We start from the raw sequence: 17,998 nt of genomic DNA on the forward strand, positions 1-17,998 counted from the left end.
TCCCGTCGGTCGCCGCCGGCCTCAGCTGGTCTTCGGCTCCGGGGCCTTCGAGGTCCTGGGGGCGGTGGCGGCGGTGCCCGCCTCACCGTCCTCGGGCGTCTCCTCGAAGTCCACGCTCCGCATGTGCTTGTTCATGGACTTCATCAGCAGCCACACGGCGCCGCCGATGACCGCGAAAACGATGAAGCCGAGGACGCCGGGTGTCACTTTGTCCTTGTCGAAGGTGTCGGCAAGGGTGACGAAGTGCGTCATGGCGAGGGTGCTGGTCGCGCTCATCATGGACTCAATTGTTGCGGATGCCCGCGAAGAGGTCGTCCTCGGGGAGGGATGTGTCCACGAGCGACTTCGCCAGCTCGTACTCCTCGGTCGGCCAGACCTCCCGCTGGAGGTCCATCGGCACCCGGAACCACCCGCCGTCGGGGTCGATCTGGGTGGCGTGCGCGATCAGGGCCTTGTCGCGGATCTCGAAGAAGTCGGCGCACGGAACAAAGGTGGTCAGGGTGCGCTCGCGCGGCTCGAAATCCTTCCAGCGCGCCAGCCACTCGCCGTACGGCGAGTCCAGGCCGCGCGCCAGCAGCGCCTCGTGCAGCGCGAGGGTGCGCGCGCGGTTGAAGCCCTGGTTGTAGTAGAGCTTCTGGGGCTGCCAGGGCTCGCCGGCCTCCGGGTACCGCGCCGGGTCGCCGGCCGCCTCGAAGGCCACCATCGTGATCTTGTGGGTCATGATGTGGTCGGGGTGCGGGTAACCGCCGTTCTCGTCGTAGGTCGTGATGACCTGCGGCTTGAACTCCCGGATCAGCTTCACCAACGGGGCGGCGGCTTCCTCGACGGACTGCAACGCGAAGCAGCCCTCGGGCAGCGGCGGCAGCGGATCGCCCTCGGGCAGTCCGGAGTCGACGAAGCCCAGCCACTCCTGCTTGACGCCCAGAATGTCCCGGGCCTCGTCCATCTCCCGCTTCCGTACCTCGTGGATGTTCTCCTCGATGTACGGGTCGCCCTGGAGTTTGGGGTTGAGGATGGAACCTCGCTCACCGCCAGTGCAGGTGGCTACCAGCACGTCCACCCCCTCGGACACGTACTTGGCCATGGTGGCCGCACCCTTGCTCGACTCGTCGTCGGGGTGGGCGTGGACCGCCATCAATCGCAGCTGCTCAGTCAAGACTCGATCCTCAGTGAATGGCTGGAGAAGATGCCTCCTATAGTGACCGAAGCGGGGGGCGCTGTATTCCCTGGGGAGCGGACCCCTCACGACCGGTGCGGTCCCGCTCCCCGTACCAGGAGGAATGACCATGACCGCGGTGCGCGAAGGGCTCCCGGACGGACGTTACGGCCGCTCCGCCGATGAGCGCGCGGACCGCAAGCTCAAGATCATCGGTTCGGTGCTCGGTGTCGCGCTGCTCGGCGTGGTCGGCTGGGCCGGCGCCTCGTACATCGCCAAGCAGGAGCTCAGCGGCCGGGTGATCACCTGGGAGGCGGTCTCCGACAGCGCCGTCACGGTGCACCTTGAAGTGATCAAGGGCAAGGACGACCGCGGCGTCTGCACGCTCCGCTCGCAGGCCAGGGACGGCTCCGAGGTGGGCCGCAAGGACGTCACCATCGGCCAGCGCACGGACCAGGTGGACACCGAGACCACCATCCGGACGACGAAGCGGGCGACCAACGCCGTCCTGGTCGGCTGTTCGTCCGCCGGCGGCAACTGACCGGCCCGCGCACCCGCACCGCGGCCGCGGCCGCCACCGGCTGGCCCGGCGGACGGGGACCGGCGGCTCGCGCGGTGGCCGTCGCTGAGCTGCGACGATGCTCTTCTGTGCGTTCCCTGTGAAATACCTCTTCCCCGTTTTGTGCCGGAATTGTTAGGCTCGTGGTTTCGCCCACCTGTGAAGGCGCAGCCTTTCCGGGTAGGGCGTTTGATGTATTCCCAGCACCGACGAGGAGCACCTGTGACCCAGACCAGCGACAACGTCACCTGGCTGACCCAGGAGGCGTACGACCAGCTCAAGGCCGAGCTGGAGTACCTGTCTGGTCCCGCACGCGCCGAGATCACCGAAAAGATCGCGGCGGCCCGCGAGGAAGGTGACCTGAAGGAGAACGCCGGGTACCACGCGGCCAAGGAGGAGCAGGGCAAGCAGGAGCTTCGCGTGCGTCAGCTCACCCAGCTGCTGCAGAGCGCGAAGGTCGGCGAGGCCCCTGCCGCCACCGGTGTCGTGGCCCCCGGCATGGTCGTCACCATCGCGTTCGACGGAGACCCGGACGACACCCTGTCCTTCCTGCTGGCTTCGCGGGAGTACGCGAGCTCGGACATCGAGACCTACTCCCCGCAGTCCCCCCTGGGCACGGGCGTGAACGGCAAGAAGATCGGCGCCCACGCGGAGTACGAGCTCCCGAACGGCAAGAAGGCCACCGTGCAGGTCCTCGACGCCCAGCCGTACGTGGCCTGAGGCCCTCGCGTCACCCAGCCGTCGTGGCGGCCCGGAGCCCGGCGCTCCGGGCCGTCGCGCGTTTACGGGCCGCCGCTCCGCGGTGCCGTGCTCAGGCCGTGGCCGAGCGGTATCTGCGTACCGCCAGGGTCCGGAAGACCGCGATGATCAGCACGGACCAGAGCGCCGAGGCCAGCACCGGGTGCTCCATCGGCCAGGCGCCGGTCACCGATGCCGGCACCCCCTCAAGGGTGTTGCCGAACAGCTGCCTGGCGGCCTGCACCGTCGCGCTGAAAGGGTTCCACTCCGCGATGTGCTGGAGGAACGACGGCATACCGGTGACCGGCACGAAGGCGTTCGAGACGAAAGTCATCGGGAAGAGCCAGAGCAGTCCGCCCGACGTGGCCGCCTCGGGCGTGCGGACGGAGAGGCCGATCAGCGCGCCGATCCAGGAGAAGGCGTAGCCGAGCAGAAGCAGCAGGCCGAAGCCGCCGAGCATCTTGCCGATGCTCTCGTGGCCGCGCCAGCCGATGAGCAGGGCGACGGCGGCCAGCACGACCATGGTCAGGGCGGTCTGCACCAGGTCGGCGAGGGTGCGTCCGGTGAGCACCGCGCCACGGGACATGGGCAGTGACCGGAACCGGTCGATCAGACCCCGGTGCATATCGTCGGCGATACCGGCGCCTGCACCGGCCGTGGCAAAGGTGACGGTCTGCGCGAAGACCCCGGCCATCAGGAATTCGCGGTACGGCTGGACGCCACCGGCCGGGGCACCGGGGAGGGCGATGGAGCCGCCGAAGACGTAGGTGAACAGCACCACGAACATAATCGGCTGGACCAGCGCGAAAATCGCCATTTCCGGGATGCGCTTCATCCGGATCAGATTGCGCTGGGCGACGACCAGGGAGTCGCGTACGGACCGGCCCGGCCCGCCGCCCGGCTGTGCCGCGCGGACCTGGGCCGTATCGCTCACCGTGGTCACTGCGCGCCCTCCTTCTCGGTCGCCGCGGCCACCCGGGCCGCTCCGGTGAGTTCGGCGGCCTCGGCCGGCGCGCCGTCCCTCCGCCTGCCCCTCTTCCGTCCGGTGGCCGCGGCGCCGCCCTCGCCGCCGGCCTCGGCGGCGTGGCCGGTCAGCGAGATGAACACATCGTCCAGGGTGGGGCGGCGCAGGCCGATGTCGTCTATCTCCACGCCGCCGGCGTCCAGTTCGCGGATGATCTCGGCCAGCAGTCTGGCGCCCCCGGTCACCGGGACGGTGAGCTTGCGCAGCAGCGGCTCGACGGCGCTCTCGCCCGCGCCGAAGCGGCGCAGGGTCTCGTCGGCGGCGGCGAGCTGCTCGGGGGTGTGCACCACGACCTCGACGCGCTCGCCGCCGGTGCGGGCCTTGAGCTGGTCGGAGGTGCCGCGGGCGATGACCCGGCCGTGGTCGACCACGCAGATGTCGTGGGCGAGGCGGTCGGCCTCTTCCAGGTACTGGGTGGTGAGCAGCAGGGTCGTACCGCCCGCGACGAGTTCCTGGATGACGTCCCACAGCTGCTGGCGGTTGCGCGGGTCCAGGCCCGTGGTCGGCTCGTCCATGAACATCACGGGCGGGCTGACGACCAGGGCGGCCGCGAGGTCGAGGCGGCGGCGCATCCCGCCGGAGTAGGTCTTGGCGGGGCGGTCGGCGGCGTCGGCGAGGTGGAAGCGCGCGAGCAGGTCGTCGGCCCGCCGCTTCGCGTCGCGGCCGCTCATCTGGTAGAGCCGGCCGACCATCCGGAGGTTCTCGCGGCCGGTCAAGTACTCGTCCACGGCGGCGAATTGGCCGGAGAGGCCGATCGACCGGCGTACCGCATCGGGGTCCTTGAGGACGTCGATACCGGCCACCAGGGCCGTACCGCGGTCGGGCTGGAGGAGGGTCGTCAGGACGCGTACGGCGGTGGTTTTGCCGGCACCGTTGGGGCCGAGCATTCCGAGGACGGTTCCTTCGGGAACGTCGAGATCGACACCGTCCAGTGCCCGCACATCACCGAAGGTCTTCACCAGACCTTCGGCGTAAATGGCACCTGGCATAGGGGTACTCCCATGGCTTGGGTGAGCTCAAGGTCGAATATTACGTTTGCCGGACAAAGTGCGCTTTACGGGCATTCGTCCGCAACGGAACGCCATGGCGCGGCGGCGGTCCGGAGGGGTGGCCGAAGAGGATGCTACGCCAAACGCGATACATCGCGATACAGGTCGCGTCATGATTTTCCGCGTACACGTCATCGCGGACCGGTGCGCGACGCAGGCGCGGGCCGAGGCGGCACCCGGCCCGCCTCACCCGATGACGGTGTACCCCGCCGCACGGAGCGCCGATTCCACCTCGGCGCAGTGCCGGGGCCCCTCGGTCTCCAGGTGCAGCTCCACCTCGACCTCGGTCAGTCCGAGCCGCGGATCGGTACGGACATGGCTGATGTCGAGGACGTTCGCCTCGGTCCCCGACAGCACGCCCAGCAGCGTCGCCAGCGCCCCCGGCCGGTCCGTCAGGCGCAGCCGCAGCGAGAGATAGCGCCCCGCGACGGCCATACCGTGCCGCTGGATCCGCTGCATCAGCAGCGGATCCACATTGCCGCCGGAGAGCACCGCGACCACCGGCCCCTCGAAGGCCCCCGGGTCGGCGAGCAGCGCCGCCACCGGGCTCGCCCCGGCCGGTTCCACCACCATCTTGGCCCGCTCCAGGCACAGCAGCAGCGCACTGGAGAGCGCGTCCTCGGAGACCGTACGGACCTCGTCCACCAGCGCGTCGACGATCCGGAACGGCACCTCGCCGGGCCGCCCGACCTTGATGCCGTCCGCCATCGTGGCCGGCTCCTCGATCGCCACCGGCCGGCCGGCCGCCAGCGACGGCGGATAGCAGGCCGCCCCGGCCGCCTGCACCCCGACGATCCGTACGTCCGGCCGGAGCGACTTGACCGCCAGCGCGATGCCCGCCGCGAGCCCGCCGCCGCCCATCCCGACGACGATGGTGCGCACCTCCGGGCACTGTTCGAGGATCTCCAGGCCGACGGTGCCCTGGCCCGCCACGATGTCCGGGTGGTCGAAGGGGTGGATGAGGACCGCGCCGGTCTCCCGCGCGTACTCCTGGGCCGCCGTCAGCGCCTCGTCCACCACCTGGCCGCACAGCCGCACCTCGGCGCCGTAGTCGCGGGTCGCGGCGATCTTGGGCAACGGGGCGTCGACCGGCATGAAGACCGTCGAGCGCACCCCGAGCAGGGTCGCCGCCAGCGCCACGCCCTGCGCGTGGTTGCCCGCGCTCGCGGCCACCACACCGGCCGCCCGCTGCCGCGCCGACAGCCCGGCGATCCGCACATAGGCGCCCCGGATCTTGAAGGAGCCGGTGCGCTGGAGGTTCTCGCACTTGAGGTGCACGGGGGCGCCGACCAGCCGGGACAGATAGCGGCTGCCCTCCATCGCGGTGGACCGGGAGACGCCGGAGAGCAACTTGTGCGCCGCCCGGATGTCGTCAACCGTGAGTCCGGCGGCCGGGCCGTCAGCCGGGCGGCCGCCGCCCGGCCCGTCCTCGGCCGGCTGCGCGGCCGCGGGGGACGCGTGCGGGGTGCGCGGCGGATGCTCGGCCATGCCGCCAGTCTCGCAGTTCACCCGCGGCGGGGCCGCCCGGCGGACGGGCCGCGGAACGGATGGCGGACGGGCGGCGGGACGGAGCGAGGCGGGGACGGCCGCGAGGCGGGTGCCGGGCCGGACTCCCGGACGGGTACCGGACCGTACGGGGCGATCACCGGACCGGACCCCGGGGTCGTACCGGTCGGTATCGGATGCGTCACCGCCGGTACGGTACCCGCCGCAGCCGCGTACGCTGTCCCCCATCCCTTTTACCCCCATGAAGTGAGCTCCCGGCCATGCCCACCTCTTCGGACATGACGACCCACACCGACCCCGCGGTTCTCGACGCACTCCAGCATCAAGTGGCCGTCTTCGCCCGCCGCGCTGAACAGAGCCGGCTCGGCGGCGTCGGACAGGTCCGCAACTCCATGGACCGCGCCGCGTATCTGCTGCTCAACCGCCTTGACCAGGAAGGCCCGATGGGCGTCAAGGCCCTGGCCGCCGGAATGGGCATCGACTCCTCGACCGTCACCCGGCAGGTCGCGCCGCTGGTGGACGCCGGGCTGGTCAGCCGCGCCACGCACCCCGAGGACGGACGGGCGGTGGTGCTCCAGTTGTCCGAGCGCGGTCACGCCCGCCTGGACGAGGTGCGGGCCTCGCGCCGCGCGCTGATGGCCCTGGTGACGCAGGAGTGGTCCGACGGAGAGCGGGACGCGTTCTGCACGCTCCTGACGCGCTTCAATTCCTCCCTCGCCACACTCACCACATCCCTGACACCGGCGAACCCGGCCTCCTGACGCGCGCCGCCCGTACGGGTAGTCCGTACGGGTCGTGCGGGCGGTACGGGCAGCGGCCGGACGGCGTTCCGTACGGGCGGGCCGCCGCCACCGGCCCCACCACCCCTCCACCGGAGGGGTGGTGAACCAGGACCCGGCCCCTAACCCGTCAGCCGAGTTCCCGGGACCCGTCAGCCAAGTGCCCGGGTGAGGTCGGCCAGCAGGTCGTCGACGGACTCGATGCCGACCGAGAGGCGTACGAGGTCGCCGGGGACCTCCAGCGCGGAACCGGCCGCCGAGGCGTGCGTCATCCGCCCCGGGTGCTCGATCAGCGACTCGACGCCGCCCAGCGACTCACCGAGGGTGAACAGCTCCGTCCGGTTGCAGATGTCCACGGCCGCCTGCTCGCCGCCGGCGACCTGGAAGGACACCATGCCGCCGAACGAGCGCATCTGCTTGGCGGCGATCTCGTGGCCGGGGTGCTCGGGCAGCCCCGGGTAGAGCACGCGGGTCACCTTCGGGTGCGCGACCAGCAGCTCCGCGACGCGGGCCGCGTTGGCGCAGTGCCGGTCCATCCGTACGGCCAGCGTCTTGATGCCGCGCATCACCAGCCAGGCGTCGAACGGGCCGGCGATGGCGCCCATCGCGTTCTGGTGGAAGGCGAGTTCGTCGCCGAGGGTGTCGTCGTTGACGACGAGGGCACCGCCGACCACGTCCGAGTGGCCGCCCATGTACTTGGTCGTGGAGTAGACCACCACGTCCGCGCCGAGGGCCAGCGGCTGCTGGAGGTAGGGGCTGGCGAAGGTGTTGTCGACGACGAGGCGGGCCCCGGCCTCGTGGGCGATACCGGCCAGCACGGCGATATCGCTGATGCCGAGCAGCGGGTTGCTGGGGGTCTCGACCCAGATCGCCTTCGTCCGGGGCCGCAGCGCGGCGCGCACGGCCTGCGGGTCGGAGGTGTCGGCCACCGACCATTCCACGCCCCACCGCTCGACGACCTTCGCGAAGAGGCGGAACGTTCCACCGTAGGCGTCATCGGGGATGACGACATGGTCGCCGGGGGTCAGCAGCGTCCGCAGCAGGCAGTCCTCGGCGGCGAGGCCGGAGGCGAAGGCGAGGCCGCGGGAGCCGCCGTCCAGGGCGGCGAGGTTCTCCTCCAGGGCGGTACGGGTCGGGTTGGCGCTGCGGCTGTACTCGTATCCGCCGCGCAGCCCGCCGACGCCGTCCTGCTTGTACGTGGACACCTGGTAGATGGGTACCGCCACCGCGCCCGTGGTCTGGTCGGGCTCCTGACCTGCGTGGATGGCGAGAGTTTCGAAGTGTTGGGGGCGCTCTTCGCGCTGATCGCTCATGCCTGCCGAGGGTAGTCGGCCGCCGCGCCGAGATTCTCGGAACTTTCTGGTTGGCTGGATAGTGGATATATGCGAGAGGTCGTACGTGGGTTCCCTCCTCCCACCCTCGTCTTCTCGCCGCACCTCCGCCCCCACTCGCCCCGCTAGCCCCCTCCACACCCTCCGACCGGGACACACCACATGGACGCTCTGCTGGTTCTCTTCGCCGCGATCGCTATCGGCGGTGTCGTCTTCCTGCCCTGGACGCGGCGCCGGCGGGCCGCCCAGCAGGCCCGGCAGGGCCTGACGGCGGCCACCGACCCGATGGCGGGCTACGGCTTCGTACCCGTCGAAGAGCTCGACGTACGCCTGCCGGGACCCGACCAGGCGCTGGAGGACGCGCTGGCGGAGCTGCGCCGCACGCACGACTGGCGGCCGGCGGCCGAGCTGCTGAAGGCCACCGGCGACGACTGGGAGCGCCGCTGGCAGCGGGTCCAGACGCTGGCCGGGGCCGCCGCGTTCGAGCTGGCCCAGGAGGAGGCGGCGGAGCGGCACGGCGGCGCCCCGGCGGCGGGCGCCGGCGGGCACCGGGTCGGCGGCATCTGGCTGCGTACCTGGCGCTCGGAGGCGCCCAAGGACCCCGGCGGCGCCCAGACGCACGCCCAGTTCCTCGTCCTCCAGGCGCTGCGCGACCCCGCCTCGCAGGACTTCCGGATGATCCTCGAAGAGGCCCGTACGGTCTGCCGGGAGGCGGCACTGCTGGCGCCCGGCAGCCCGATTCCGTACATCACGGAGCTCGCCGTCGCCCGCGGGCTGCACGACCGGCCCGCCGATTACGAAGCGCTGTGGTCCACGGTCGTCCAGCGCGCGCCGGCCCATATGGGCGCGCATCTCGCCGCGCTGCCGTACTGGTCGGAGAAGTGGCACGGTTCGCGCAAGGAGGCCGACGCGTTCACCGAGCGCGCGGCCGCCGGTGCCCCGGCGAAGAGCCTGCTGCCGGCGCTGCCGCTCTTCGCGGTCTACGACCATCTCCCCGAGGCCAACATGGTCAGCAGCCTCTATCAGAGCGCGGTGGTCGAGCGGGCCATCGACGGTGCCCGCTACGCGCTGCGCGAGGCGCCCGCCGACCATCCGATGGCGCCGCACGTCCGGCATCTGCTGGTCTGGTTCCTGGTCCGCGCGGAGCGCTACGCCGAGGCCATGGAGCAGCTGCGCCTGGTCGACGGCCACGTGGGCGCCGTCCCGTGGTCCTACGGCCGCAACCCCGCCGCCGAGTACGCCGTCTACCGCGCCCGCGCCATCGCCGGCTGGGAGCAGCTGGGCGGCACGGCGGCGGGCTTTCCGCCGGCGGGGCGGTAGGCGGGCGGGTTGGTGGCGGGCGAGTCGGTGGCGGGTGGGGCGGCAGGCGTGGCTGGTGGGCCGTGGGCCGGTGGGCCTCCCCTCGTCCGGGGCCGCGCCTTCCCTGGGGTCGCGCCTCTCCCCCGCCGGAATGCCGGCCCGGCCCCCGGCGTTCCCGAGATAGCCGGTCCGTCCTGCCCGATGTCCGATGTTCCCGCCCCGGGCCCGTCCCCTCCTCCGTCCTCTCCTGGAGTCTGATCCTGATGCTGTTCTCCCGCTTCAAGACCCACCTCCCCACGCCCGAGGAAGCGCTGAAGGGCCGACCGGAGCGGGACTTCACCGTCCCGGACCGGCACACCGTCCTCGGCAACCCGCTGCTCGGCCCGTACCCGGCGGGCCTGGAGATCGCCGACTTCGGCCTGGGCTGCTTCTGGGGCGCCGAGCGGAAGTTCTGGCAGACCGACGGCGTCTGGACCACCCTCGTCGGCTACCAGGGCGGCCACACCCCGCACCCCACGTACGAAGAGGTGTGCAGCGGCCACACCGGCCACACCGAGGCCGTCCGCGTCGTCTACGACCCCGCCGTGGTCCCGTACACCGCCCTGCTCAAGCTCTTCTGGGAATCCCACGACCCGACCCAGGGCTTCCGCCAGGGCAACGACGTCGGCACCCAGTACCGCTCGGCGATCTACACCCACTCCCCCGCCCAGCAGCAGGCCGCCGAATCCTCCCGCGACGCCTACCGCGCCGTCCTCCACACCTCCGGCTACGGCGACATCACCACCGAAATCCTCCCCGCCGACGCCACCCGCCCCTTCTACCCGGCCGAGGACTACCACCAGCAATATCTCGACAAGAATCCGGCCGGGTACTGCACGATCGGCGGGACGGGGGTCTCCTGCCCGGTCGGCGTGGCAAAGGCCGACGACTGACGTCACCACATGGGCTTCCGGGTCCGTGCGCGCAGGGTGCGCGACGGCTCAACGAGCTCGCCGCCGTCACCGCTCGTCGCCACGCGGAGAAAGCAGCCGGCCGACGAACCCCACGCCTCACGGACACAGCACAGATGAGAGGACCTCACTGCCCCAGCGAAAACAGCGCCCTCTCGCCTCGATAGCTGTTCCGCCTCGTAGCTTACGAATCTCGACTACCTGGAAGCCTCGACGCGAGACGCTCTGACCAATACACCCATGAGATCGAACGCCTTGTCCGTGCGGGCTACTCACCCCTGAACGGCTACCCACTCGTGTGGCTACGCTTCGCAAACCTCGTCGTCTACGCCACAGAAGCCTCACATAACCAGCGAGAGCTACCATCGGCAGCACCTATCGCCCAACAACTTCTGCGGGCCCGGCGGGATGTACATGAGCCGACCGTCGGCGTTGCGCCATCGAATGACTTAGGTCATCGCAGTTGCCGCCACGACTGCTACGAATGCGAAAGTGGTTGAACCCCGCGTTGCTGCGTGGGAATTGAGTACGCCCCCAGATCTCGACCGCAGCACGGACATTGAGTCACATCGTCGGGATCGTACCGATAGGTGATGGTGACCATACGAGCCTCACGCTCACGCCGCCCTCTCTCAACGACCATTCGCCCCAAGGCTGCATGCATCCCGTGCAGCAGGGACGCGCGTTGCCGATACCTCTCCTCCTCCAGGCCAACTCTCCACCAGACCACCTCTGCGGGGTCGAAGGAGGTACCACAATGCTTGTTAACCAAGGCTACAACTTTGTCAAGATCAACTCCGACGACCTCATCGCGACAACCTTGAATGAAAGCTGCAAGAATCTCCTCGGACGTGGGCGGCCGATAATTATGATCTTCAACTAGATAAAATCCATGTCCGCGCAGTCTGTGAATTTGCCCTTTAATCCATGCCTGCACGAGGGTTGGGCGCAGGAAAGCCTCAGCTCGCCGACTGGTTCCAGTAAAGTTGGAGAAGGTGACATCAGGCATCCGTTCGGCCACTCGCTGAACTTTATGAATATCACCCTTGCCTACATATCTAAGTCGGTAGACATCCCTAGCGATTTTCCCCCAGCCCACATGAACAGGGTAGGGCTCAACCGTGGTCGCTTCTGTTAGGACCCTTCGGATCGCTTCCTGGATGGGAGCAGGTCGGCTCATGTGTGCGCATGTTAGCCCCATAGCCAGCGCCAGGAGGGATGACACACCTACCCCGCACCACCATCGCTTCAATTAGCCGAAGCATTCTAGGTAGTGAAATCTAGGAATTGCCCCTCAGCGGCTATTGCGCCCCTCTGGCACCCAGTCAGCAACGGCCGCGAGAGGCTGCCCAGCATCATTGAGCAACGGGTCTAGCGTGCTGTTCATGCCCTCCGTCAACCCAGCTCACCCTTCGGCGGCTCACCGTGCTCCAGGTACACGGTGAGTGCCTGGGCCCGGGCTGTGATCGCCGCCTTTACGCGGCGTGCGAGTCGGGTGATCAGCAGCTCGTCAATGTCATCTGCGGGGTGAAACTCAGCCGCCAGCAGCTCATCAGAAGCGAGTTTGATTCCCGCCATTTCCTCCGAGTGCAGTTGCCCCCCATCAAACACATACAGCACCTTGTCGCCCTCGGCCTCGCTCGGGGCCCAGTCGACGACCAGCAGCGGGCCGATGACGGGAGTGATGCCAAGTTCTTCCTCGACCTCCCGTCGACAGGCGGTCAGCGGCGACTCCCCGCGCTCGATGTACCCGCCCGGGATCTCCCACTTCGGCTTGTAGGACGGCTTGACCAAGAGGACCTGGTCCTGGTCGTTGAAGAACAGCGCGCCCGCTGCCATTCGGGGAGTTGCCATGCGCTGTTCCTGCTCATTCTCGGCCATGCCGCCGACCCTAGCGGCCGGCACTCGGCACCCGAGAGACGCTTCGGCCCCTGTCGCTCGTTGTGCACGTCGTGTGAGACTCGGGCGGGCAGAGCGAGGGGAGCGTGGCTGTGCGCGGCATGACTGACCATCTTGAGTTCGGCAAGCGTGTGAGGTTCTACCGCAAGCGCCGGGGGCTGCATCAGCGGCAGCTTGGTGAGTTGCTAGGGCGGTCGGAAGACTGGGTGTACCGAGTCGAGTCCGGCCGAATCCCCGTGAACAACGTCAAGATGTTGGCGGACCTTGCCGATGCGCTGCGCGTACCCATCGAGGATCTCCAAGGCGTCCCGGTCCTGCTGGAGGACCACGACGGGTTTGCCGGCAGTGTCCCTGCCATCCGGGCCGCGCTGATGCAGTCCCGGAAGTTGGCGGGCTCACAGTACGCCGACCGGGAACCGGTGCGGCTGGAGCGACTGGCAGTAGAAGTTGGCGATGCGTGGGAGCGGTACCAAGCTGCTCGGTTCGCCGCGCTGGCCGAGCGGCTGCCGGGACTGCTGGCGGACGCGAGGTCCGCTATGAATGAGCGAACGTTGGGCGGCGACCGCGTTCAAGCGCTGCGGTTGTTCGCCCTGGCGTGCCACGTGGCGGCGGCGCTGCTCCGGAAGATCGGGGAGACCAACCTGGCGTGGACGGCCGTGGATCAAGGCGAGATCGCCGCGATCGAGTCAGGTGACCCGGTTGTGCTCCTGTCCTTGCGGCGGGGCATTGCCCATGTGCAGCTCGGGGCCGGCATGTCGGCGGAGGCCGTGAACAGTACGTTGGACAGTGCCGAAGATCTGGAACGGGATTGGTGGAAGTCCTCGCCGACGGCGTTGTCCGTGTACGGCACGCTGTTCCTCAACGGCTCCATCGCCGCTGCCCGGATGGGGAATCGGTCGATGACCGACTACATGATCGGCAAGGCGCAGGAGGCCGCCGATCGGCTGGGCACGGACGCAAATGAGATGTGGACGTCGTTCGGACCTGCGAATGTGGGTATCCATCGGTTGGCGACCGCACTTGAGTTCCAGGACATTCAGCTCGCCGTCGACATAGCGCCCACGGTGCGGGCCGTTGGACTTCCAACGGAACGTCGGGCCCGGCTGCGACTGGATGTCGCTCGGGCTTACGGGGAAGCCGGCCGGACCGATGACGCGGTGGACAATCTGAAGCGGGCCTATACCACTGCCCCGGAGCAGATGAAGGCTCACGAGTTCGCACGGGACCTGGCGCGCCGGCTGCACAAGCGCACGCGGCGGCGGGAGGCACAGCAACTCGCCGTCGCTCTTGGGGCGATCGCTTAGCAAGACGTCGCAGAGGAAATTGGCGGACCCGGAATTTTCTTCCGGGTCCGCTTTCGTTCGTGGGCTTACCTTCACGTCGTTCGACGTCCCGTAGGCGTCTGAAAGGTGGTGAGCGACGGTGAAGCGCACAGCGACGGTCGCCCGGAAGGAGAAGCCTGGTGCCGGCGCGCGGCTGGTGGTGAGCCGCTGGACCCGGCATCGCCGTTGCGTGGCACTGGCGCGTGCCGAGTTACATGCGGTGTTGAAGCAGTGGGGCCTCGGCGCGATCGAGGACACCGCTCTCCTGGTGCTCTCGGAGCTCCTTACGAATGCGGTCAGGCACGCGCACGCTTCGCCGGGGCGGGAGATCGAGACGCGTTACCTGCGTGAGGCGAACGGCCTCCGCATCGAGGTTCACGACGCGTCCGACGAACTTCCGGTGCTGGGTCCGTCCGCAGAGACCGGCGGGTGGGGCCTGCTCTTGGTCGATCAGATGGCGACGCGCTGGGGCGTGACCGAACGGGACTCCGGCGGCAAGTCGGTGTGGGCGGTAGTGACGACTTGTGGCGGGAGCGAGGCGTAATGGCACGGATGGCTGCGCTGAAGATCCAGCGCGGGGACAGGGTGTTGGTACGCGGTGAGTGGCGCGAGGTGAGAGTGGTGCGCTCGGGCCGGTACGAGACCGGCGGGCCCGTCTTGATCTTGGTCTTCGAGTCGGGGAGGTCTCTGCGGGTGCACCCGGGGCAAGCGTTGCACGTTGATCGTGGCGGGAAGCGAGTGCGCTGATGGCAGTGATCAAGGCGATCTGGCGCTTCGCGGACTGGGTGCTGAAGTTGGAGACCTCCAACACCCCGCCGATGTACGAGATGGAGTGCGTTTCGTGCGATGCCTCATCACAGGTGTCGGAGGATCCGGGCGGTCCGCAGGACTGGGCGCTCAAGCACGCCGGGCGCACTCATCACGAACTGTTCCGGGCCGTGCACACCTGCTTTTTCCGGGCTGCTCCGAAGACGGTTCGGGAGTGAGCGCAAGCCCGCCGCCTGGCATTTCGAAGCCGGGCTCGTAGGTCTGTGACCGGACCACCCCTTCAACCTTGGCCGGTGGGGGTGGTCCGGCTGGCAGTCCCTGTGCAGGGGGACCCGGGCTTCGGGGATGAGCAGTTCGACCCTGAGGCGGTGCTGTGGGTGTGCGGGGTGGACTACCTGACCGGCTGACGCGGCGCAGGCGGCGGCCAAGCTGGGCGCCTCGACAAGAATCCGGCCGGGTACTGCACGATCGGCGGGGCGGGAGTCTCCTGCCCGGTCGGTGTGGCAAAGGCGGACGACTGACGTCACCACGTGGGCTTCCGGGTCTGTGCACGCAGGATGCGCGATGGGCAGTTGCCGCCTTCCCTACGGCGCACAGCTGAGGTGTGCTGTTCGGCTGCCACGCGACCTGGGCCTGCCGCACCTCGTCGGCACGCCCCTCCCCCGGTCTGCGCAGAGACCCGGTGGCCCTGCTGCGGGTGCCGGCCGCGCGGCCTTCCGGCGCAGCCGGCGTGGCGTGTGGGGGCGGTTGCCACCTACTGATCTGTGGCGGACCTGAATCTAAGACCTGTCGCCCGATATTCGCTGCCGACGTCGTCCCTCATGTGGATCCATTCACTACCACCGGCATAGCGGTAGTTCAGTGAACGCTTCAGCGCCCGCAAGATGGCGGCCTCATCCTCCATGTTCTGCGCTGCGCAGGTGCGGTGGGTGGTGAGTTGGGTGTCGTGGAAGAAGACGTGGGAGCCGTTGAAGAAGACTTTCGCGGTGAAGTCGTTGCAGCCGAGCTTGCCGGTGACGGTGCCGTCGCGATGGAATTCGAAGGAGGTGTCCTTGGCGGACTTGACGTTATCGGAGCTGTCGTAGACCTCCCACCCGTCCAGTCGGAACTTGGTGTCGAAGATGTCCGGGGATCTGACGATGGTGAGGGTGGCCACGTCACCGTGCTCATTTCGCAGTTGCGGCAACGAGCCGGGAGGCGGCCCTCCAGGTTGGCGCTCCAGTTTCTTCTCGGTGATCTTCAACTGGCCCCGGTGGAAGAACTTCTTGACCTTTGCCTCGAAATCCTTCAGCTCCGGGCTCCGCGGTCCGAGGTCCTCCGCTTTCGGCTTCTGCGCGTCCGGACCCGTGGAGCTCGCGATGTCGTTGTGCTGCATCTGCGGCGTCGGGCATGAGGCTATCTTTTCGGGCGGAGCAGGCGTCGCCGAAGGAGCGGGCAGCACCGGGACATCTTCGCCCAACGTCAGTGTGGTTGCCTCCAGTTCGGCCTTCATCCGAAACGACGTGCAACCGTAATCCCCCGCCACTGTCCCGTCGTCACGGAACTCCACCCAAGGACTGGAGAATTCGGGCCCATGCACCTCTTGTCCGTCCACCGTGAGCGAGCGCTCATCGAAGGTCCAGATACCACCGAACAGCCTGCCTCCGGGACCTCCTGGTCCCTTCTTCGTGGGTGAGGCGGATGCCGTAGCACTCCGGTCGCCCTTGTCGGGTGAGGCCGCCCCACAGGCCGAGACCCCGCCGCACGCCACCGCTATGCCGGCGACGACCACCGCAACACGTCTTAGAGAAATCCGCATGCCTACCCACACGTCTTTCGTGCAAATTCGGTTCCACCGGCTGTGGTTGACGCGTCTCAGGCGTGTGGAGTGACCTGGGTGAGTGACGTGTGATGTGGGCGGGTTCCGCGTCACTTGTGACGACCGAGGCATGAGTGCGTCCCGCCCCCGGGTGCCGGGTCTACAGCGGTCGCACTGCCAGCCCGTTGACGGTTGTGGTGGGTGGGGTGTCTGCGGTGAGGAGGAGGGTGGTGATGCGGTCGGCCGGGCCCGGGGTGAAATGCACGTGGGCGCCGGGGAGCGGGAGGACGGTGTGGCCTGCGGGGAGCGGGATGCCGGTGAGGGTGCTCAGCCAGGCGGCGGAGGCGCGGGGGTCGGGCGTTTCGATGACGAAGCCGGCCAGGTCGTGCGGGCCGCGGTGGACCCGGCCGGCGCTGAACTTCTCCAGGATGACCTGGCGGTCGGGGGTGTAGGTGATGAAGAACGGCGCCCACGGCGGGGCGCCGGAGACCATCGCCTCCTGGAAGGACACCGGGGAGCCCGCGCGGGCGAAGGTCAGCAGCTCGACCTGGTGGCCCGCGCGGCGGAGGCGTTCGGTGGTGGCGGCCACGTCGGCGACGTGGATCGCGAAGTTCAGCGCACCGCCGTCCGCGGCCAGGAGCGCGTCGATGCGGGGCATCCAGTCCGCCATCGCCTCGGCGTACGGGGAACCCGCGAACTCGGCGCGGTCGGTGAGGGTGAGGATCTCGACATAGCGGGCGTCCAGCCGCCAGGCGCCGTTCCGGAAACCCAGGTGCGGCGGGTTGGCGTGGGCTGGCAGCCCGGCCGCGGTGTAGGCCGCCACAGCGGCTTCGACGTCGGGGACGCAGTGCAGGAGGTGGTCGAAGGAGGGGGACTCCGGCGGGAAGACGGACTCCGGCGAGACGGCGGGCTCCGGCAGCGAGGGGCACTTCATGGTGGAACTTTCTTCTGTAGGGGTGGTGGTGATAGTGGTGCGCGTGGCGGGTCGCGCGGGCCGGCCGTGCGCGGCCCATCCCGGCGTACGGGACCCGGTCGGCGTATGAAGCCTGCCGGCATACGGGACCCGTGCGGGATCTGGCGACGTACAGGCCCGCGTACCTACAGCCCCGCGCCGTACCGCCGTACCGCCCCACCGCCGCCTACGGCCGTACGGCGCGGAAGCGGAAGGAGCGGCCGGCCCGGCCGACCGACACTTCCTGGACGTCGAAGCCGACCTTGCGGAGCCGTTCCGCCATGCTCTCCGGCGGCACGGTGACGCAGATGTCGCCGATGTGCAGCATCCGGAAGCGGCGGCTGGTGAGGGAGTCGCAGCCCGCGAACTGCCCGCCGGGGCGCAGTACGCGGAACGCCTCGGCGAGGAGGCGGTCCTGCGCCTCGATCGTCGGCACATGGTGCAGCATCGTGAAGCAGACGACCGTGTCGAAGCTCTGCTCGGGCAGCGGCATCGCGGTGGCGTCGGCGTGGACGACCTCGACCGAGTCCCCGTAGGTGCGGTGCAGCCGCTGCGCGGAGTCCCGGTCGATCTCGACCACGCTCAGCCGCGGCGCCCGGCGCACCAGTACCCGCGTGGTCGCGCCGAAGCCGGGACCGATCTCCAGGACGTCGGTCCCGAACTCGACCCCGTCGAGAGCCCATGGCAGCAGTTGCTGCTCCACCGTGGCGGACCACTTGGCGGAGTTGCAGATCCATCGGTGTAACAGGTTCATCGGCATAAGTCGATGCTAAGCGTTGTCCCGTAAATGATCTACGGCATGCTGCTTGAGCAGCTCATTTCTCCGTCATCCGGCCAGGGCGAGGTTGTGCAGGCGGGCGATGCCGAG

Annotated in this window: 18 protein-coding genes and 1 pseudogene; 9 read left to right on the forward strand and 10 right to left on the reverse strand. The window is 69.0% G+C overall.

Annotated elements, in window-relative coordinates:
- Positions 1–21: 21 nt before the first annotated feature.
- Positions 22–279: a hypothetical protein gene (locus IH09_RS10845; RefSeq protein ID WP_052855924.1), complete on the reverse strand. Its 258-nt coding sequence runs from the start codon at positions 277–279 to the stop codon at positions 22–24.
- 4 nt (positions 280–283) lie between these two features.
- Positions 284–1,156: a mycothiol conjugate amidase Mca gene (gene mca / locus IH09_RS10850; RefSeq protein WP_094791563.1), complete on the reverse strand. Its 873-nt coding sequence runs from the start codon at positions 1,154–1,156 to the stop codon at positions 284–286.
- A gap of 130 nt (positions 1,157–1,286) precedes the next feature.
- On the opposite strand from mca, the gene IH09_RS10855 reads away from it, so the two are divergent.
- Positions 1,287–1,697, forward strand: a complete 411-nt coding sequence (locus tag IH09_RS10855; RefSeq protein WP_052855952.1) for a DUF4307 domain-containing protein — start codon at positions 1,287–1,289, stop codon at positions 1,695–1,697.
- A gap of 240 nt (positions 1,698–1,937) precedes the next feature.
- On the forward strand, positions 1,938–2,435 hold the full coding sequence (greA, locus tag IH09_RS10860) for a transcription elongation factor GreA (protein WP_052855926.1): 498 nt from the start codon (positions 1,938–1,940) through the stop codon (positions 2,433–2,435).
- A 91-nt stretch (positions 2,436–2,526) separates the two neighbouring features.
- On the opposite strand, the gene IH09_RS10865 is transcribed toward greA, so the two are convergent.
- The 3 genes from IH09_RS10865 to ilvA all read right to left on the reverse strand — a co-directional run bounded on the left by IH09_RS10865 (position 2,527) and on the right by ilvA (position 6,014).
- Complete coding sequence (locus tag IH09_RS10865) at positions 2,527–3,396, reverse strand: ABC transporter permease (protein ID WP_052855927.1); 870 nt, start codon at positions 3,394–3,396, stop codon at positions 2,527–2,529.
- The gene (locus IH09_RS10870) at positions 3,393–4,466 is read right to left on the reverse strand and encodes an ATP-binding cassette domain-containing protein (protein ID WP_110952203.1); all 1,074 of its coding nucleotides are present in this window, start codon (positions 4,464–4,466) and stop codon (positions 3,393–3,395) included. Before IH09_RS10870 ends, IH09_RS10865 begins: the two co-directional genes overlap by 4 nt.
- Positions 4,467–4,712: 246 nt before the next feature.
- Positions 4,713–6,014, reverse strand: a complete 1,302-nt coding sequence (gene ilvA / locus IH09_RS10875) for a threonine ammonia-lyase (protein ID WP_110952209.1) — start codon at positions 6,012–6,014, stop codon at positions 4,713–4,715.
- A 278-nt stretch (positions 6,015–6,292) separates the two neighbouring features.
- On the opposite strand from ilvA, the gene IH09_RS10880 reads away from it, so the two are divergent.
- Positions 6,293–6,793, forward strand: a complete 501-nt coding sequence (locus IH09_RS10880) for a MarR family winged helix-turn-helix transcriptional regulator (protein WP_052855928.1) — start codon at positions 6,293–6,295, stop codon at positions 6,791–6,793.
- Positions 6,794–6,963: 170 nt separating this feature from the next.
- Here the strand turns inward: IH09_RS10880 and IH09_RS10885 are convergent, their stop codons facing one another.
- Positions 6,964–8,124 (reverse strand): cystathionine gamma-synthase, encoded by a 1,161-nt coding sequence (locus IH09_RS10885; RefSeq protein WP_052855929.1) that lies wholly within the window; start codon positions 8,122–8,124, stop codon positions 6,964–6,966.
- A 180-nt stretch (positions 8,125–8,304) separates the two neighbouring features.
- Between IH09_RS10885 and IH09_RS10890 the strand changes: the two genes are divergently transcribed.
- A complete protein-coding gene (locus IH09_RS10890) occupies positions 8,305–9,462 on the forward strand; it encodes a hypothetical protein (RefSeq protein WP_052855930.1) in 1,158 nt (385 codons plus the stop codon).
- 242 nt (positions 9,463–9,704) lie between these two features.
- Positions 9,705–10,373: a peptide-methionine (S)-S-oxide reductase MsrA gene (msrA, locus tag IH09_RS10895; RefSeq protein WP_052855931.1), complete on the forward strand. Its 669-nt coding sequence runs from the start codon at positions 9,705–9,707 to the stop codon at positions 10,371–10,373.
- A gap of 1,413 nt (positions 10,374–11,786) precedes the next feature.
- On the opposite strand, the gene IH09_RS10900 is transcribed toward msrA, so the two are convergent.
- Complete coding sequence (locus tag IH09_RS10900) at positions 11,787–12,272, reverse strand: NUDIX domain-containing protein (RefSeq protein WP_052855954.1); 486 nt, start codon at positions 12,270–12,272, stop codon at positions 11,787–11,789.
- 119 nt (positions 12,273–12,391) lie between these two features.
- Between IH09_RS10900 and IH09_RS10905 the strand changes: the two genes are divergently transcribed.
- From IH09_RS10905 to IH09_RS39775, 4 genes and pseudogenes are all read left to right on the forward strand, one after another.
- Positions 12,392–13,594 (forward strand): helix-turn-helix domain-containing protein, encoded by a 1,203-nt coding sequence (locus IH09_RS10905; RefSeq protein ID WP_190233262.1) that lies wholly within the window; start codon positions 12,392–12,394, stop codon positions 13,592–13,594.
- 118 nt (positions 13,595–13,712) lie between these two features.
- Positions 13,713–14,156, forward strand: a complete 444-nt coding sequence (locus IH09_RS10910; RefSeq protein ID WP_318279426.1) for an ATP-binding protein — start codon at positions 13,713–13,715, stop codon at positions 14,154–14,156.
- Positions 14,157–14,364: 208 nt separating this feature from the next.
- Positions 14,365–14,598, forward strand: a complete 234-nt coding sequence (locus tag IH09_RS10920; RefSeq protein WP_190233258.1) for a DUF7848 domain-containing protein — start codon at positions 14,365–14,367, stop codon at positions 14,596–14,598.
- A 219-nt stretch (positions 14,599–14,817) separates the two neighbouring features.
- A pseudogene (locus IH09_RS39775) lies at positions 14,818–14,901 on the forward strand (peptide-methionine (S)-S-oxide reductase MsrA); the annotation flags it as partial.
- A 233-nt stretch (positions 14,902–15,134) separates the two neighbouring features.
- Here IH09_RS39775 and IH09_RS36950 read toward each other — a convergent pair.
- From IH09_RS36950 to IH09_RS10935, 3 genes are all read right to left on the reverse strand, one after another.
- Positions 15,135–15,929, reverse strand: a complete 795-nt coding sequence (locus IH09_RS36950) for an META domain-containing protein (protein ID WP_190233259.1) — start codon at positions 15,927–15,929, stop codon at positions 15,135–15,137.
- A gap of 409 nt (positions 15,930–16,338) precedes the next feature.
- The gene (locus IH09_RS10930) at positions 16,339–17,112 is read right to left on the reverse strand and encodes a VOC family protein (RefSeq protein ID WP_052855936.1); all 774 of its coding nucleotides are present in this window, start codon (positions 17,110–17,112) and stop codon (positions 16,339–16,341) included.
- Positions 17,113–17,317: 205 nt separating this feature from the next.
- Complete coding sequence (locus IH09_RS10935) at positions 17,318–17,884, reverse strand: class I SAM-dependent methyltransferase (RefSeq protein ID WP_240150868.1); 567 nt, start codon at positions 17,882–17,884, stop codon at positions 17,318–17,320.
- Between the last annotated feature and the right edge of the window lie 114 nt (positions 17,885–17,998).

It is taken from the genome of Streptomyces celluloflavus (assembly GCA_000720995.1).
GTDB lineage: Bacteria > Actinomycetota > Actinomycetes > Streptomycetales > Streptomycetaceae > Streptomyces > Streptomyces celluloflavus.

Excerpts from the sequence above, each read along its gene's own strand:
- IH09_RS10855 (WP_052855952.1), top strand. The coding sequence starts at position 1,287 with ATGACCGCGGTGCGCGAAGGGCTCCCGGACGGACGTTACGGCCGCTCC.
- IH09_RS10900 (WP_052855954.1), bottom strand. The coding sequence starts at position 12,272 with ATGGCCGAGAATGAGCAGGAACAGCGCATGGCAACTCCCCGAATGGCA.
- IH09_RS10930 (WP_052855936.1), bottom strand. The coding sequence starts at position 17,112 with ATGAAGTGCCCCTCGCTGCCGGAGCCCGCCGTCTCGCCGGAGTCCGTC.
- IH09_RS10885 (WP_052855929.1), bottom strand. The coding sequence starts at position 8,124 with ATGAGCGATCAGCGCGAAGAGCGCCCCCAACACTTCGAAACTCTCGCC.
- IH09_RS10935 (WP_240150868.1), bottom strand. The coding sequence starts at position 17,884 with ATGAACCTGTTACACCGATGGATCTGCAACTCCGCCAAGTGGTCCGCC.
- IH09_RS10845 (WP_052855924.1), bottom strand. The coding sequence starts at position 279 with ATGATGAGCGCGACCAGCACCCTCGCCATGACGCACTTCGTCACCCTT.
- IH09_RS10880 (WP_052855928.1), top strand. The coding sequence starts at position 6,293 with ATGCCCACCTCTTCGGACATGACGACCCACACCGACCCCGCGGTTCTC.
- IH09_RS10890 (WP_052855930.1), top strand. The coding sequence starts at position 8,305 with ATGGACGCTCTGCTGGTTCTCTTCGCCGCGATCGCTATCGGCGGTGTC.
- IH09_RS10870 (WP_110952203.1), bottom strand. The coding sequence starts at position 4,466 with ATGCCAGGTGCCATTTACGCCGAAGGTCTGGTGAAGACCTTCGGTGAT.
- ilvA (WP_110952209.1), bottom strand. The coding sequence starts at position 6,014 with ATGGCCGAGCATCCGCCGCGCACCCCGCACGCGTCCCCCGCGGCCGCG.
- msrA (WP_052855931.1), top strand. The coding sequence starts at position 9,705 with ATGCTGTTCTCCCGCTTCAAGACCCACCTCCCCACGCCCGAGGAAGCG.
- IH09_RS10905 (WP_190233262.1), top strand. The coding sequence starts at position 12,392 with ATGACTGACCATCTTGAGTTCGGCAAGCGTGTGAGGTTCTACCGCAAG.